This window comes from Gracilibacillus massiliensis (genome assembly GCF_001458115.1).
In the GTDB taxonomy this organism is placed as follows: domain Bacteria; phylum Bacillota; class Bacilli; order Bacillales; family Amphibacillaceae; genus Gracilibacillus; species Gracilibacillus massiliensis.
Window position 1 is genome coordinate 24,321 of the sequence record NZ_CZRP01000011.1, and the last position, 17,720, is coordinate 42,040.

The 17,720-nt window shown below is 34.4% G+C and carries 13 protein-coding genes; 10 read left to right on the forward strand and 3 right to left on the reverse strand.

Going from position 1 to position 17,720, the window contains the following annotated elements; genetic code table 11:
- Positions 1 to 45: 45 nt before the first annotated feature.
- Positions 46 to 1,008, reverse strand: a complete 963-nt coding sequence (locus BN3107_RS03900; RefSeq protein WP_058306320.1) for a TRM11 family SAM-dependent methyltransferase — start codon at positions 1,006 to 1,008, stop codon at positions 46 to 48.
- A 311-nt stretch (positions 1,009 to 1,319) separates the two neighbouring features.
- On the opposite strand from BN3107_RS03900, the gene BN3107_RS19965 reads away from it, so the two are divergent.
- The 8 genes from BN3107_RS19965 (at position 1,320) to BN3107_RS03935 (ending at position 7,844) form a co-directional block, all read left to right on the forward strand.
- Complete coding sequence (locus BN3107_RS19965) at positions 1,320 to 1,481, forward strand: hypothetical protein (RefSeq protein ID WP_187370993.1); 162 nt, start codon at positions 1,320 to 1,322, stop codon at positions 1,479 to 1,481.
- Positions 1,482 to 1,509: 28 nt separating this feature from the next.
- Positions 1,510 to 1,788, forward strand: a complete 279-nt coding sequence (locus tag BN3107_RS03905; RefSeq protein ID WP_262359937.1) for a type II toxin-antitoxin system PemK/MazF family toxin — start codon at positions 1,510 to 1,512, stop codon at positions 1,786 to 1,788.
- Between the two features lie 660 nt (positions 1,789 to 2,448).
- On the forward strand, positions 2,449 to 3,009 hold the full coding sequence (locus tag BN3107_RS03910; protein WP_058306321.1) for an RNA polymerase sigma factor: 561 nt from the start codon (positions 2,449 to 2,451) through the stop codon (positions 3,007 to 3,009).
- Positions 2,999 to 3,769, forward strand: coding sequence for a hypothetical protein (locus BN3107_RS03915; protein ID WP_058306322.1), 771 nt, complete (start codon positions 2,999 to 3,001; stop codon positions 3,767 to 3,769). The genes BN3107_RS03910 and BN3107_RS03915 overlap by 11 nt, the downstream gene beginning before the upstream one ends.
- The gene (locus BN3107_RS03920) at positions 3,756 to 4,634 is read left to right on the forward strand and encodes an ABC transporter ATP-binding protein (protein WP_058306323.1); all 879 of its coding nucleotides are present in this window, start codon (positions 3,756 to 3,758) and stop codon (positions 4,632 to 4,634) included. Before BN3107_RS03915 ends, BN3107_RS03920 begins: the two co-directional genes overlap by 14 nt.
- Complete coding sequence (locus BN3107_RS03925; RefSeq protein ID WP_058306324.1) at positions 4,631 to 5,887, forward strand: hypothetical protein; 1,257 nt, start codon at positions 4,631 to 4,633, stop codon at positions 5,885 to 5,887. The genes BN3107_RS03920 and BN3107_RS03925 overlap by 4 nt, the downstream gene beginning before the upstream one ends.
- Positions 5,888 to 5,902: 15 nt before the next feature.
- Positions 5,903 to 7,051, forward strand: a complete 1,149-nt coding sequence (locus tag BN3107_RS03930; protein WP_058306325.1) for an ABC transporter permease — start codon at positions 5,903 to 5,905, stop codon at positions 7,049 to 7,051.
- A 217-nt stretch (positions 7,052 to 7,268) separates the two neighbouring features.
- Positions 7,269 to 7,844 carry a hypothetical protein gene (locus BN3107_RS03935; protein ID WP_058306326.1) on the forward strand — a complete coding sequence of 192 codons (576 nt, stop codon included), beginning with the start codon at positions 7,269 to 7,271 and terminating at the stop codon, positions 7,842 to 7,844.
- Positions 7,845 to 7,901: 57 nt separating this feature from the next.
- On the opposite strand, the gene BN3107_RS03940 is transcribed toward BN3107_RS03935, so the two are convergent.
- Entirely contained in the window at positions 7,902 to 8,390 is a 489-nt protein-coding gene (locus tag BN3107_RS03940) for a DUF6516 family protein (protein ID WP_077065046.1), read from the reverse strand.
- Positions 8,383 to 9,153, reverse strand: coding sequence for a MerR family transcriptional regulator (locus BN3107_RS03945; protein ID WP_058306328.1), 771 nt, complete (start codon positions 9,151 to 9,153; stop codon positions 8,383 to 8,385). The genes BN3107_RS03940 and BN3107_RS03945 overlap by 8 nt, the downstream gene beginning before the upstream one ends.
- A gap of 356 nt (positions 9,154 to 9,509) precedes the next feature.
- Between BN3107_RS03945 and BN3107_RS03950 the strand changes: the two genes are divergently transcribed.
- Both BN3107_RS03950 and BN3107_RS03955 read left to right on the forward strand, forming a co-directional pair.
- On the forward strand, positions 9,510 to 13,241 hold the full coding sequence (locus BN3107_RS03950) for an AAA domain-containing protein (protein WP_058306329.1): 3,732 nt from the start codon (positions 9,510 to 9,512) through the stop codon (positions 13,239 to 13,241).
- Positions 13,242 to 13,373: 132 nt separating this feature from the next.
- Entirely contained in the window at positions 13,374 to 17,669 is a 4,296-nt protein-coding gene (locus BN3107_RS03955; protein ID WP_058306330.1) for an SMEK domain-containing protein, read from the forward strand.
- Positions 17,670 to 17,720: the final 51 nt, after the last annotated feature.

Below are 17,720 nucleotides of genomic sequence, written 5' to 3' on the forward strand. Positions count from 1 at the left end.
ATCGCCACCAGAAAAGGGCTGGCGTATGCTATCTCACTTTTCCGATTATTCACAAACAATTACCTGCCTTGAAAAAAGCCCCTTTTTCCCCTTATTGGCAACACATCGATCAACTATCGTAAATCCAGCCTTCAAAATCATCTCATCCAAGTTTTCGATTGTAAGAATGACCACTCTATCTGCTATTCTTTTCGCATGCTTGATTATTGCGTACTGCTCTTCCGGTGTAGCCGGAGAATAAAGATTGTAAGGCATATCTATGATCGCCACATCATAAGGGCTTTCTACATCGGCAATATCTTTTACTTCCACTACCCCGTTATAGTTAAAATATGTGATATTTTCTCTAGCTCCTTTTACTACGATCGGATTGCGATCAGAGCCGACAATCTGAATCCCCATCGAGAGTGCTTCGACAAGTACGGTACCTATTCCACAGCAAGGATCGATGACGCGGAGACCTGATGGGTCTGGAACTGCTATATTTACTATGGCTCTCGCCAAACGTGTGCTTATTGCTGTTGAGTATTCTTGAGGTTTCTTTACATGATGCAGCCATACAGGTTCACTTTCCTGATATGTGCCGAAGTACCACTGTCCTTCAAATGGTACAATACCGAAAAGAAGATCAGGATTTTTCATCTGAGCCTTTCCGATGATCTTCCAGCCAAGCTCACTTTCAATATTTCGCTGTTCTCCAAATTCTATTTTCTGTTCATTGGAAAGGTCATTAATTTTTACGAAAAGTACCTTAAAGGTTTGATCTCTAAGCTCGAGTTGGTCAACCTGTTCATCAATTGCCTGAACAGATTTGCCGGAAAAGAGAATCGAGAGTTTTCCCTTAATAAACGGACTCCTGCTTGGATCGATGTTTGTTGTACTTTTTATTATGTTATCTGATTCCCGTCCGAAGAGCGCTCTTTGCTCTAATGCACAGAGAGAGCTTTCTTCGAGAGCGTGCGTGTATGTGTATAGGTATTCGGATGGTTGTAAGTTAAGTTTTGGCATGTTTTGTGTATTAGCCCTTCTTTGATTATAATCAAATAGTATTAATTCTATTATAACTTATACAATATCATAATAACGGAAAATTGATACATATATTTATAAACAATATATTAGTACGGAATGGCGGTTTTTAATTTTCTTTTGCTCTTGGGTCATACTAGTTTAAAATAAAAAAATGATATTGAATTTAGTTAATATAATTTTACCCTTATATAATTGACTTATTTTCACTTTTCATTGTCGTTTATTTTTCTGTTTTGCTAAAGTATAATTGATGTCAATAGATCTAATATTAAATGAGGTGGTTAATAATGACTGCTGAAGAGATCATGAAAGCAATAAAAGAAATGGATAATGGTGAACGAATTAAATTACTGAATAAGTTATTTGACAATTATTTTGATAGCAGACCTCCAAAAGAACAAATTATCAAGGAGAAAGCGGAAATGTTTTGGGGTAAAGAAGATGAGTAAAAAAGGTAAACGCGGAGAGATTTGAACGATTGAATTAAATGGAAAAAGAAGACCAGCTGTAATTGTAAGTAATGATAATGTCATAGTGGAATTAGATCATCTAATAGCGACAGTTACAAGTCAACAGTCAAGAAATGAATTTGATGTGGAGATTGAATATTGGGAGGAAGCGGGATTAGCAAAACCTTCTGTTGTTAGATGTTCAAAAATTAACACAGTTCATTTTGAAGAATTACTATTTAAAATAGGAAAATTGCATGAACAAGATATTCAGAAAGTGTTAACAACAATACGAAGCTATTTTTAACGAATAGTGTTCTAGTTCATATAATGAATACAATTTGCGTTAGAATGTTGATAAATCAATATTCTAACGTTTTTTATTATAATGGATGTGGCCGTCTGTACGACTTAATTATTGTTTCATTTTAACTTTCCAAACAGTATCCCTCCGTTACCTTTATCCTCCCAACCTGTTATAGTATAATAGCACCATCTTATATGTTAAAAAATGGATGTTAACTTATGAAGCACAAATTACAAACGTTAAGTGAACCTCAATCTAACAGACAATCGTAATTTAGCATAAAAATGGGCTATTCATTAGATCGGTCAAATTGAAGGAAGTATCCATAAATCCCCATCACAGGAACGTATACCTTCGAGCATCTTACTGACGAGCTAAAAAAGTTATTACAAAAAAAGCAAAGCCTGAAGATTGATTTACTGTAAAATCAAATGCATCAGATGATTGTTGAAGTGAACAAAGAACATTCATTTCGTTTTTTGTTTAAAGATATGTAATGGAATTAAACGGAAACCGGAAAGCAGATACTTTTAAGGAGTAAGCTTTTCGTTTTTTTATCTTTTTAAAAAAACTTCAAAAAAAGCAAAACTATTGCTGATTGTTTTACGAATATATAAATATAAGCTTACACAATAGATTACAGAAATAGAGTGGTGAAGTATGGAGCGAGATCTTAAGCTGATTCAAAAAATTAATAAGAGGGGAAGCGAGGCAGCTGCTAATGAGCTTGTGTCTAACTATTACCACGAAATCTATCATTTTGTTTTTAGACAGACTCTTGATCAAGAACAATCTCTCGATTTAACGCAGGATATTTTTATTAATATGCTCCAGGCGCTACATCAGTTCGAAGGAAAGAGAGCTTCCTTTCGAACGTGGTTATATAAGATTGCCACTTATAAAGTGGTGGATTATTTTCGATCGAAATATTATAGAGTCCAAAATCTTTCAAGTGATATTGATGATATCGAATTTGGAGATGAGGATGATTTTACGATAACACTTTTACACAAGGAAGAATTGAAGGCTGTTATGGATGTTGTCAATGGCTTGGAGACATCGCTACAACAGATTTTTCGTTTGAAGTTGTTTGCAGAATATACTTTCCAAGAAATCGCTGCGTCCTTACACATACCAGAATCTACTGTGAAAACCAAATATTATCGTAGTTTGAAGTTTGTAAGGAAAGTAGTGAAGGAGGCGGATGAAGATGCACGATAAGGAGCAGAAACCCTTTCTGGATATAGATAAAGTCGAACAAGAAATAAAAACAATCGTGGCAAAAGGTGTGATGGTACCAGCACCATTTCACAAGCTCCTACAGAATATGTATAAACAAATAGGCATCCGCTTTTTGTTAAGGGATACAAAGGAAATAGCTATAGTGATAACGATGATGGTAATTTTGATGGTATCGATTGTCGTAAATGGTCACGAACGACCTAATTCAACATCAAGCTTTTATGGGATGATCATGTGTATTTCACCGATCCTTTATGGTCTGCTTTCACTATTGCCTTTTTTTAATAGTAAAACTAATGGCACATTTGAAGTGGAGATGACGAGTAAATATAACCTATATCAATTAGCTGCTTTTCGTATGCTAGTATTCAGTGTGTTTTGTTTTCTGTTAAATACTATTTGGGTGCTATCAATGGCCGTGAAATTTTCATCTATTCATTTTGTCCAAGCGTTCATGATATCAACCACCTCATTACTGCTGTTTTCCTTGTTGTTTTTATATGTATTAACGAATTTAAAAACTATGTTTACTAAATTGGCAGTGATGATGGGTTGGATGGGGATTAATGTTTTACTTTTGATGATTGATTCAGCATTTTATCACCAGTTGTTAGTAGCGATACCGTGGTATTTATACGGGATCATTATTATATTGACACCCTATCTTTATGTGAAAAAGTTAAAAGAATTCATCTTACTGCATAAAAGGAGAGGAGTTATTCACTATGTTAACGGTTAATGGTGTAAGTAAAAAATTTGGAGATTTTTCCGTGCTACAGGATATTCAGCTTGAGTTCTCAAACGGAGTATACGGTTTACTTGCACCAAACGGCGCAGGAAAAACTACTTTAATTAAAATGCTGACAACTTTGCTACATCCGACAAAAGGAGAAATTGTATATAATGGCCAAGATGTCTACAGTATGGGAGAGAAATATCGCGATTTGATTGGCTATCTCCCACAGCAATTTGGCTTCTATAAAAACTATAATCCTTTTCAATATTTACAATACTTAGCGGCACTAAAAGGAATTTCCAAAAAAGATGCGAATGAAAAAATACCAGATCTACTCAAGTTAGTTGCCTTAGAAGGTGCCATCAAAAAAAAGATGGGAAAGTTTTCTGGTGGAATGATTCAAAGGGTGGGAATTGCTCAGGCGATGCTAAATGACCCGAAAATTTTGATTCTTGATGAACCAACAGCGGGTCTTGATCCAAAAGAACGGGTTCGTTTCAGAAATTTATTATCTGATTTGGCACGGGATCGAATTGTGGTTTTATCCACACATATTGTCTCAGATGTGGAGTCGATTGCCAATCAAATCATCATGATAAAAAATGAACGTATTCTCTATAAAGACAGTATTCATACCATTTGTCACCAACTTGATGGTAAGGTCTATCAAACAGAGGTGGATTTTGAACGGGTTGAACGTTTCCGAAGAGAATATTTATCTCTTTCAGAAAGACAAGAAAATGGTGTGATGAACATCCGTTTTATTGCAGAAAAAGATTCCGATGCAGGATGGAAGCGAGTGACGCCAACCTTAGAAGATGTATTCCTTTATCAGTATCAAGATGAGGGTATAGGACAAATTGGATGAGGATTTTATTGTGTGAAATTCGCAAAGCGATCGTTTCACCCGTCATCCTAACGCTTTTAATCCTTTTTATTGTCTTTAATTTTTTCCAGATGTATGAGAATGCCTATATAAAGGAAGATTTACGTGAAGTAAATCGAATGGCTGAAAGCTATGGCACAGTAATCAATGATGAGATGGTCAGCTTGATGGAAAATGATTATAAATTTCAAATGGAAAAAGTGAATGGGATCACATCTAAAGTGTTGTCGAAAACTTATCAGGATATGAATGAATTCTATTTGGATAACTCTTTTTATACAGAAGATGCATTTACTGAAAAAGAGTTAGAACTTTTCTCCAACACTGTATTACTTGAGATGTACTACTTTACCAGTTTTCATGTAGACGAAAGCTTTTATGAGATTGATCCTGTTAAAATTGCTGAGGCTGAAATAAAAAAGTATGGGATCAGAGGGTCAGCGGCCGAACTGATCAGAAGTCAATATGACAAATTCAATGAGCGCTATTCAGATGTACTAAAAAACAAAGAATATAAGCACCTTTTCCCTGCACAAAGTCTATTTGCGACGCATCTGCTCCTTTTTAAAACGATGTTTAAATCATTTTTGTTCGAAAGTCTTATCCTGACAGTGCTTGTGACCGCGTATGTCATGAATTTCGAGTTTGATAGAAGAACCCATTTGCTCACTTATAGCTCGAGGAGAGGAAGGAAATTGTGGGTAGATAAGCTCTGGGCTTCGTTAATTACAAATGTCGGTATGTTGACTTTATTATTAGGTATTGGCCTATCAGCTTATTTCAGTGTGTTTTCTTACCAGAGTTTTTGGAATGTACCGATTAGCAGTTATTTTAATGCTGGGAATTGGTGGTTTATGTCTTGGTGGAATTTATCTTTTCTTGAATATTTGATTGCTGCTATAGTATTAGCTTATCTACTAATCATTCTTTTTACTTTAATGACGGTTATTTTAGCTAGATGGATACACAATAGCTATCTCGTTTTCTTTCTTTTCCTTTGTCTCTTTGGGGTGATCATTGCGCTTCAAGGACTAATTCCAAGTGACAACATTGCTTTTGTTCTAGGTTTCTTCACACCTGTTCATCTTGTGTTGAACTCGTTTTTATGGTTTATGTACAATCCGCTGACATTTACAGCTTATTTTGAAGTAATCACAGTAACGGTATGGTTTGTGATTTTACTATTAGCTACTGCGTTTTGTGAAAGAAGCTTTAGAAAATGTGATCTTAAGTAAAGGAGCTGAGAGAACTTGCGGATTTTATTACAGGAGATGAAAAAAATATTTCACCCAGTAATGCTACTGATATTTGTTCTGATTAACTTGCTTATGTATTATTTTTTTATTGATTATTATGTATCAGATTTTCAAAACGGACGGCCAGCGACAGACATTTACCATATAGGAGTTGAAATGATAGAAAAATATGGTCATGAATTGGATCAACAAGAATTTGCGGATTTTAAAGTAGTATATCAACAGGAGTTAAAGAAGGCAGACGAATGGATTCAGGCAAATCAGGTATTATCTGAAATGGGAATTTCCTCATTCAAAGAGTTCCAAGAAATGGATCAAGGTGTAAACAGTTCTTTTGATGAGTTGAGTAGTGAAATAATGTTCGAAGATGAAATTGATTTATTCTGGGAAATTCCAGAAAGGAAACAAATCATCGAATTCGTAGAAGAAAGCTATCGGTATGACAATATGCTCGAATCGCCTTCGCATAATCAGGAGCAGAGAATTCAAGAAGTAATTGATTCTGGTATGATCAATTCTATTTTTCCTGCTTATCCCGTTGAATATAACTTCATTGAAATTAGCAAGTATATTATGATTACAATCCTGGTGAGTGTTGTTTTTATGATTTCACCGATTTTTATCAAAGACGATAAGAATAATATGGTCAGCTTGCAGTATACGTCGAAAGTGGGAAGAAGCTTATTTAAATGGAAGATAGTTGCAGGACTGCTTTCGACTTTCTTAATTACCACGATTCAGATAGTGATTTATTATAGTATGTATTCTACAAATAAAATTGGTATATTTTTGGATAATGGAATCAATTCCTTTATGGGGAATGTGTATTGGTATGACTTATCTTTTCTGCAATTGATCATCATCACCATTGTGCTGACATATGTGTTGGCGTTATCCTCGGCACTAATGGCGATCTTTGTATCAAGTATATCCAAAAATTACATCTCTCTTATTGGCATTCAACTGCCTATTTTCTTCATCATTTGCTTTCTTGTTATGGATGGTGCTTTACTTGGAGCGGCGCTTTTAATAAACCAGCCACAGTTTATCGCCCCCGTCTTATACATTTTAATCTTAATTCTCTCATTGGTAGTTATTATTTGGAAATGGAGAAGAGAGAGGAATCAGGATATTTTACATTAAGTAAGATTCATACATAATTGGAATTATTTAAAGGTATGTGCTGTGTAATCGATAATATTGCTTTGAAAAGAGGATTTTACTTTTTTGTATTTACCTATCATCACATATATAACGCGGTTGTGTAACTTTTGAAGGATTTTAATCGTATAAGTAGTAGGACATATAATGATTCTGTAGCTTTATTAAAAAATACCAACTTCTCGTTGGGAGGGATTAAATGGAGAGCAGCGAACTAAGGAAAATGAGAAAGACTCAATTTCTCGTAATGAATGGTCTGATAGTGTCAATCTTAGTAACCTTTATCTTATTGATCCGTTTAATTGATATTACATTTTCACAATTCTTTTTAGGCCTTGGTATTATCCTTTTGGTTCAATCAGTTCTTAGATTAGCAAAAGGTGAGTCAACAAAATCATGGATCCCTATTTTCGAACAAGTCGCTTATTATGAGAAGCATAAAATGGGGAAAGAGTGGAAGAAACAACTGCGGATGAATAATATTTGGAACTTGATATTAAGTGGCATTATATTTCTGCAATATTATTTATATCGCGACGCAACAGATTCTACGTTGCAACCAGATTTGATCTTTATGCTAGCCATGACTTTTTTTCTCTTTGTGATAGTAAATATCAGTCTATTTTTTCATATTCGTAAAATTGATCGTTCAAATTCAGTAACAGATTTAAAAGGCTACACTTGGAAATCAAATTTGGTGGGCATAATTATGGGTATCGGTTTTGCTATGATAGTAATAATGGTTACTATTTTTTATGTTATTTCGACCATTTGAGTATAAGGTGTGTCTGATTAGCTTGGCTGAGTGCTTTTTTTGATTAACCGGAATCCTCTACTGCTTATACTCTTCACCGCTATGTATATAACGAGCAACGAAAGAAAAGGCATCATCTAAGGTTAAAATGTCCCAATTTTCTTTTCGTTGCTCTCTGTCACCAGGTACATGATGATGGTGATGTGGTTCGGAATTAATTTTGTATTTTTCTGGAGTCCAAGATGCATCGTGAGGTTCATTTTCCCAAGCAGAAATATGATGATACAACTTGCCCATTTTTGGAATAATAATTTTCCATTGGTAATGATACTCAACAACAAAGCCGGTTCTATATTTTTCAGTTGCATGTAATCCTGTCTTCCCGTGTACGGGGTGTTCTTTTAGCGGAAACAGTACCGATAACTTGCTATTTGTTCGTTTATAATTACCATATATTGAATCCTTTGTTGCCAGCTGAGGATAATTGTATAATAAGTTACCGTATTTCTCTAATATTTCTGGGATGTTAGCAGGGAGAAGAATTTTTTCCGACTCACTACTACTCACTATTCTTCTCTCCTATAATTAGCTTGGTTAACTCCTCTTCCTCTTCAAGTAAATCCCGCCATTCATAATAATCAGAGGGATCATCCATCGCATCAATATTCATTCCTTCAAAGGCTTTTTCGATACTAGGAGTCTTGTATTTCTTTTTGTATTGCAATTGTTCTTCATGAACTTCACTTAAACGTTCTTCGGGTGTTTGACGTAAACGCTTCTTCTCTTGGTACAGGTATTGCATTTTAATGCAGTAAACAGGATCCTTCCAAAGATCTACTGCATGTTTGGGGATTTTATTATGAGAAGACGTATCTATGTGTTCAAACCCCTGTTTCATGTATTTGTTCAGGGTTACGTTAGATACACCTAAAAGTTCTGCTGCTTGTTTTGGTTTGATCAAATAGTCATCCCGATATTCGAAGCTAATATCCTGACTACTAATTTGATAATACCATTCTTCTAAATCTAACTTTAGTTTCCCAAATTCTAAATCACTGGTTGGTTGACTAAGCACCATCAATCGTTTTAACCATTTCAGTAATGTAGAACGATTTTGGTCTGATAAAATGTATTGCTCATTGAAATGAAGGTAGGTCGTATCAAAAGTGATTTCCTTTAACCGATTCTTGAAAGTCCCTAACATGATGACAATAATTTGGCTTAAGACATAACTTGTTTCTTTTTCAATCTTTGATTTGCTTTGTGACTCGTAAGCATTCTCAATGTCTTTTTCTGTTTCTTCAAATATCGTCGCAGTCATCATTTTCACCTCTTTCACCTCCATTATAACTCTTTAGTTAATAATATGCTAGTTATAGTTAATTAATGATTTATAGAAAATCATTAACTATTATGTCCAGTCACTGTGATAACATACGTAATTATTCTGTGAATTTTTTCTTTGTTTTTGTATAGCTATGTACTAGCAATAAGGGTGAAAGACTAATATATTGAATGAAGAAAAGATCAAAAATCTTTGTTTCATTAAATGCGAAAGTGAGATCAACTATTAACAATATACCTTTAGAACTAATTTTGAATTTCCTATTTCCCAACATCTTTCTTCCCTCCACCAACTATAGTATAATAGCACCATCTAACATGTTAAAAAATGGGTGGTAGCTAATGAAGCATAAATTACAAACGTTAAGTGACAGGTTAAACGACATAAGCAGAAGCAATCGGTCAATACGTTTACTGAAATTATATAATAAATGGACATTCGATCTAGCTGAGCTAGCAAAAATAGAAAAAGATCCAATCGAAATATTGAAGGCGCTCACAGACAACAAATCGAAGCTGTTTGTCAAAGAAAAGGCGGATAACCAAGTAGAACTAGCACTCTCTAGAAAGTTAACGACGCTTTTTCGAAATATCCGTTCGATTGAAGAGGAAACAGGTCTGTATGATCTCTATCTGGGATACCCAATGATCGAAGGCGCTATGTCGGATGGTACCTATGTCAGAGCGCCATTATTTTTATATCCAGTTCGTCTCGAAAGAAAAAAGCGAAATGGTGTAGAATGGCATGTCGAACCAATAAACGATCAAGCGCCACAATTAAATCGAACATTATTCCTCGCATTACAAAAATTAAGTAATATTCATGTGCCTGAGTCTTTGTTTGAAGAAGCAGAAACAAAGGCAACATCGATCAATATCGAAGAATGGAGCCAATGGTTGGCTGATCATGATTTTACGATAACAGCCAACACATCTGAGCAATTAGAGTCCATCGAAGAGTATACAAGAGATACGATCCCCACCTTTTCTAAAGGCGCATTCCGTCTCAATCAGCAAGCAGTAGTTGGCCATTTTCCACAAGGAAATTCGGCTATTTTAAGTGACTATGAAAAGTTTGTTGAAATGCTCGAGCAAGGTGAAGGCGATTTAGGAGTGGTAAGCGAATTTCTGGATCTCAATGTCCAGGAAACGGATGAGAAGATAGATAACCTCCCAACGAAAAACGATCAAACCTATCAGGAAAAACTCGCACAAGAGAAAAATAAACATTATGTACTGGATACCGATGCCTCTCAAGAGAAAATATTGGACGCACTTGATCATGAAAAAGGCATGGTTGTTCACGGCCCACCAGGAACAGGGAAGTCACAAGTGATCGTCAATATGATTTCTAATGCGATCGCAAAAGGGCAGCGGGTGATGCTTGTTACCCAGAAGCGGGCGGCGTTGGATGTCGTCTATCAACGTTTAGATGCACTCCAACTGTCGTCAAATGTAGCATTACTGCACGATGAGAAGAACGATCGCAAAACCTTTTATCAAAAATTGAATGTGCAATTGAACAGAGATCATTCCTACCAAGATCTCCAGCAAGCATTTGATCAATTGTCTCAAAAAATTATTAATACAGAAGATAAACTGGATCAAACCGCAAAAGCGTTATTTGAAGTACAGCCTCATGGATACAGAGCGTATGATTTATATGGATTAAGTAAAACAGCGAAAGAACAAGATAAAATGATCCCGTTAGAAGGTATCCTGGAAGAGCTAGATAAACAAAATCTAGCAGACGTTTTACGAAAAGTCAGTACCTATGGCAGCTATTATGCGACATTTGGAAAGGACAATCCTGTAGCTGATCGCAAATCTTTTTCAGATATGGAGATAAAGGATCGGATTCAATTGATCGAAATTCTGGAAAATGCCATAAAGGAATCCGAACAAAGCATTGAGCATTTAGAGCATTTCAATGATGAGGATATTACCCCTGCATATAGTCGTCAGATCGATAAAAAGCTAGAAAAAATATATGATGACTTGAACACAGAGGACAAAAAGACACTGCAAAAATTACGATTGTGGCTATGGACCACTTTCACCGGTAAAACGATCATCGAAGAGTTACTGGATGGCGAAAAATTCAGTGGCTTATCATCAAAAGAATGGCCGAAATTACAAGAAAGCTTAACGATTCTTTATGACTTATCACAGGCAACAGAAGGATTGTTTAAGCAATTAGAAGCATTGGATCCCTATTTATCAGCAGATTCGATCAAAACGCTAAAAACTCGTATGTCAAAAGGGGACATCCCTTTAGAAGTATTAAAAAAGAAACAGACCTATATCAAGGAATTCTTTGATGAGTTACGTGAGATGGATCGCTTGTATGATCAAAGTGCCAAAGAAGTACAGCAGATAATCGATCGGTTAATCGAACGCAATCTAACAGACAGTAGTAATCTAGCAGAAGAATGGGCTGAAGTGGCCAAACAATCGGCATATATTCACTGGATCGATCAAATTGAAAGGAAGTATCCGGAGATTGCCATGATTGGAACTGGCACCTTCGAGCATCTAACAGACGAGCTAAAAGAATTATTACAGAAAAAGCAAAGTCTGACAATTGATTTACTGCAGAATCAAATGTATCAAATGATTGCAGAAGTGAAAGCAAACAATCCGAAAGCAGTAAAAGATATGATTTATCAAACAGGGAAAAAACGCCAACTCTGGCCAGTTCGTCGTTTAGTAAACGAATTTGCTTTAAAAGGATTACTAGATGTGATCCCGGTCTGGTTAGTATCACCTGAGATCGCTTCTGCTATTTTTCCATTAGAAGAAAAAATATTTGATCTTGTCATTTTTGATGAAGCTTCACAGTGTACCGTCGAAAACGGCATACCATCAATTTACAGAGGTAATAAAGTGGTCGTAGCGGGGGATGAACAACAGCTTCCACCTTCTTCCCTTTTTAAAGGATCTGTCGAATCAGATGAAGATGAGGAACAAGAAGAATTTGAAGAATCACAGAGCTTGCTCAACTTAGCGAAACGGATATTGCCAAGCAGCTTATTGGAATGGCATTACCGCTCGAAATCAGAAGAGTTAATTAATTTCTCTAACCACGCTTTTTATCATGGCCATATGCAGATTGCACCAAACGTCAATCACCTGCAAGACCCAGCAGCAATTCAATGGCACGAATCCAGTGGACGCTGGATCAACCAGCAAAATACCGTGGAAGCAGAAGACGTTGTGAAACTGCTGAAGCAAAAATTAATCGAAGATGCATCGAAAACGATTGGTATTATTACCTTTAATGCGAAACAACAAGCGGCCATTGAAGATGCGATCGATCGTTTTAGTGAAGAAGATGCCGAGTTTGCTGTGATCTATGATCAGGTAATGAGTCGTGACTTAGATGAACAAATTTTTGTGAAAAATATTGAAAATGTCCAAGGTGATGAACGAGACATCATCATTTTCTCGATTGCCTATGCCAAAAATAAAGAAGGAAAAGTCTATAAGCGCTTTGGCACGCTTGGTCAAGAAGGCGGAGAAAACCGTTTGAATGTGGCGGTAACCCGTGCTAAGCAAGAGATTCATTTAGTCGCAAGTATTGAGCCACATGAACTGAATGTCACCAATGCTAAAAATATTGGACCGAAACTGTTAAAAGCATATATGGAATATGCACAAGCTGTTTCGGATTTGAAAAAGGACTCTATTGAAGCCACGTTGACGAATCTAAGCGGGGAAGTTAATACAGTAAAACAAGAAAGTAGCCTGCAATTTGATTCCCCATTTGAAGAAGAAGTATATGAAAAACTAACAGAAATTGGTTACACCGTTGATACACAAGTGGGTATGTCCGGTTATCGAATTGATTTAGCAGTAGTCGACCCCAATGATCCGAGCAAGTATGTATTAGGTATTGAATGTGATGGGGCAATGTATCATAGTTCGCCTGCAGCTAGAGAGCGGGATATTTATAGGCAACGGTTTTTAGAAGCGAAAGGATGGAAGATTGAGAGGATTTGGAGTCGGAATTGGTGGAAGGATCCGTTTGGGGAGATTGAGAGGGTTAATCGGGTTGTTAGAAGAACGAGTTAAAGTATGTGGTAGCTAAATAACTTAATAGAATGTACATGTACTACACCACAAAATCATACTGGAATATATAAAATCACAAATGCTGGTTTATTTGCTAAATGAACTTTGTGTATTGAAAGGGGCTAAATAATATTGAGAAGAGGACAAAACCAAGAGAAATTTATAGATACGCTAACTAGACTCAATCAAAAAATAATAATGTTAGGAAAAATAAATATTTTATCTAATCATGTATACTCTGAAAACTTTTTTAGAGATTTAATAAACGAACTGTATGGCTATTCTCTAAAAAACCTAAACAGAACAGATCAAAATGCACAAGCGATTGATTTGATAGATGAAGAAAACAAAATTATCATTCAAGTTTCTTCAACATGTACAAAACAAAAGGTAGAACAGACATTAGAGAAAGAAGTTATAAAGAAAAGGCAACTGGAAAACTTTCGAGTGAAATTTATGTTTATTGGAGAACAAAAAGAAAGCATAAAAAAAGGGAGTTATGCTAATCCTTATAGTATTTTATTTGACCCGGCTGTTGATATTCTTTTGACTGATGATTTAAATAAAGAATTTTTTGATAAAACGGTCTATGAGCAAAAAAAAATTCTAGAATTGCTTGATATGGAGCTATCTCCAATTTTATTTGAAGAATCATACTCTTATTTAAGTAATAAATTCATAGATGAGCAGGTGGATTTTAGTATATCTAATCTAGATTCTAGGTATACCAAAGAAAACGACATAGATACTATTAATAATAAAGTGATTGAAGCAATTGCTATAACCGATGATTTCAAATCAAAAAATATCTCATATCTCAAGAACATAAAAAGATATATGGAAAATGATGTTAAAGATAAATTAGAAACAGACAAGGGTATAGAAGAATATGATAACTATATGAAGGAGATAGCGCACTTTAAGCAATTAGTTGAGCAATTTTTGAACTTAGATAAGGAATTTGAAAATAAAATTGAGGTTCTAAAGGGAGTTTATGAATTACTAGATTCGGCTAGTATGAGTTCTGATACTTTTTGGATCTATGAAAGTGATATAGAAGACGAAGATCAAAAGCGAATTATCAATTTTTTAAGAAAAATTGATAATGAATTACTTAAATATAAAGAATATTTAAAAGAAACGTCTAGTGAAAGTTTGTTTACTCCTTATTTACTGATTCAAGGGAGAGCAGGTATAGGTAAATCTCATCTTTTAGGACATATAACTAGAAGGCTTAGAGAGAAAAATCATATTACCTATCTTTTTTTAGGTCAATTCTTTACGGAAAATAAGGACCCATGGAATCAAATGCTTAGAAGTTTAGATATCAAAAGTTCAATTGATAAATTTCTATGGGCAATAGATAGTAAAGCCAAGGAATTAAATAAAAGAGCTTTTATTATAATTGATGCACTAAATGAAGGAGAAGGTAAGATACTATGGGAGAATTATTTCCAAGCTTTTATTAATAGAATAAATAAATATTCTAATATTGCTTTTATTTTTTCGATTAGAACACCGTTTGAAGATATTGTATTACCGAAAGGAGCAATTGAAAAAAATAACATTAATATTTTTCAACATCAAGGTTTCAGTGAAGAAGGTTATGAACCGATCCGTTCTTTCTGTGATTATTATGAATTAGAGCTGCCAACCTTTCCAGTATTAAACACAGAATATGAGAACCCTTTATTTTTAAAGTTAGCATGCGAATACTATAAAAATATAAGTAAATCGTTTGAACAGACCCTGAAGATATCCGACCTTTTCAATAATATTATTGGATCAGTAAATATTAGTTTATCTAAAGCTAAAAAATTTGATTTTGATAACAACCTAAATGTAGTTCATGAGGTTATCAACGGTATAGTTGAATTAATGAGCCAATCTGATTATAGAGAATTAAAGTATAGCGACACTTATAGTATTGTAAACAGTATAGTAAGACAATATGTTCAAAAGCCAGGAAAATTTTTAGAGGCTTTAATCGATGAGAATATACTCAGTAAAAATAGAAACTATGATGATGAGACGATTATTTATTTTTCATACGAACGTATGGGTGATTACTTTTTATCAGACTACCTTTTAAGGGATTATAAAAACTGTTCAATTAAAGAAAATAAAGCTAGTTTAATAGACAAGATAAAGTCAGATGAAAAAATATCTAGATATTTTAAAACTGAAAGTAATCTATCCTATAATCAGGGACTAATTGAGGAACTTTCAATTAAATTAGCAGATGAATGTGACTTAGAGCTATTTGAAATATTTACGGAGTATAAAGAAAATGACGATATTATTTTGTCATTTATCAATAGTTTAGTCTGGAGAGCGGGAGATAGTATAACAGGTACTACTAAAGAGTTTATTAATGAAAATGTATTACCTTTCAAATATTATAGAGATACCTTTTTAGATGTGATGTTACTGAAAACTTCCCAAAAAAACCATCCTCTGAATGCAATTGCTTTGAATAGGGTGTTAGGACATTGGGAATTACCAATTAGAGATTTTGCATGGACACAATATATAACTAAGGATAATAAGAACTTTTTTAAGATTGTCAATTGGCTGTTTGATAACTATAAAAAATTGGATGAAGAATCTGCTGAAATGTATATGATTGTTTTGACATGGTTATTTACTTCTACAAATAAAAAATTAAGAGATAGTAGCACTAAGTCTTTAGTAATGTTGTTCAGAGAATTCCCTTCTTTAATGATTAAAGCATTAAAATTATTTCAAGATAATGACGATCCTTATGTGGTTGAGAGGCTATATGCTTCTGTTTTTGGTGGTGTAGTCCGAAGTAATCGCTGTGAGGAACATATAGAGATAGCTAAATATATCTACACTGAAGTTTTTGAAAAAGAATTCACATATCCGCATATTTTAATGAGAGATTACGCAAGACAAACAGTAGAATATGTTTGTTTATCAAATAGCATTTTAAATATTAACTTAGACAAGATACGTCCACCATACTCTAGTGAGTGGTACAGTAGATCTTACACTAATGAAGAGATTGATGAATTTGTTAAAACCAAAAAAGCTGAGTTAGATAACTATACACAAAATGCTATTAATAGAATTGTTTCTTCTATGACCACAGAGCATGGTAGAGGGACTGGAGCATATGGTGATTTTGGAAGATATGTTTTTGGGCATGCTGTTAAGAGATGGATGAATCAATTCGAAAGTGACCAAGAACTGAGTAACCATGTGATTATGAGAGTTTTTAAGATGGGATATGAGGCTGAGACGCAAGGAGAATTTGATTTATCTGTAAGTCCTCATGATAGACATAATAATTCTGTTGAAAGAATAGGGAAAAAATATCAGTGGATTGCTTTTCATGAACTATTGGCAAAACTTGTCGACAATTTCCCTACATTTGATGAAGAGAAAGTTTATACAAAAGAAGTTCAGGACTATTTAAAGGAGAATCCCAAGACAACGCTCAGTATCATTGATGATATCGATGAAGAAGGAAGTAGTTTAGAATTAGAAGTAGATAGTTCACCAAGTGATTTAATTCAAAGTAAAGAAGATGAAGAAAAGTACATTGAAAAAATAATAAAAGTTCCGAATCAACAATACACTGGACCATGGTTAGACTATATAAGAGATATTGATCCAACCATAGTAATAACAAAAATCGAAAAAGGATTAAATGAACTGATACCTAGGCAACTCCCTGAGAAACCAACGGCTGACTGGGTTAAAGGGAATGCTATTTTTGATGATACTGAAATGTTTTTAGAAATAGAGATTGACAGTGAGAAATATATTTCATTGGCTGCAATGTTTAGTGATGAGAACAGTGAAGCTGACTCTTCGTTTAATGAGAGAGATTCAAGTTTTTTCCATGCATTAGGTTATTTTTTCGATAAAGAGAAAAGTGATGAAATACTTGAGAGAAGAGCGAAAGAGTATGGAAATGGTATAAATACACCTACTGCACATAATGTCTTCTTATATGAGCATTACTGGGGCGAAGCATATCAAGATTATAAAAAAGATATAGAAAGAGATTCAAACGAATTGAAAGTGTTTGCTGCGCACGATTATATTTGGGAGTCAGACAGTTCCTTTGAGGAAAACGCATTAAATTTTAATATCCCAGGTGAAAATATAATGAATTATTTTTCTTTAAAGCAAGAAACAGAAGGTATTTGGACGGATTCAAATGGAGAAAAGATATGTATAAATTCCAAATTAATTGGATTTAATAATGAAAGTTTACTTATAGATAAAGAGAAACTCTGCAAGTTTCTCGGCGATAATGAATATTTACTTGGATGGGAAATTTATATGGAAAAAATTGCGCACCAAGAGAGACATGCATGGTGGTACAACACTTTTTATGATAATGGAAAGTTCACTAAAATTATTTCAAATGAAGAATTTTCTGAGCTTGATTAATATCTTTAATAGTGGAAAATGGATAATTAATATTAACCCAGTTTGTATTTG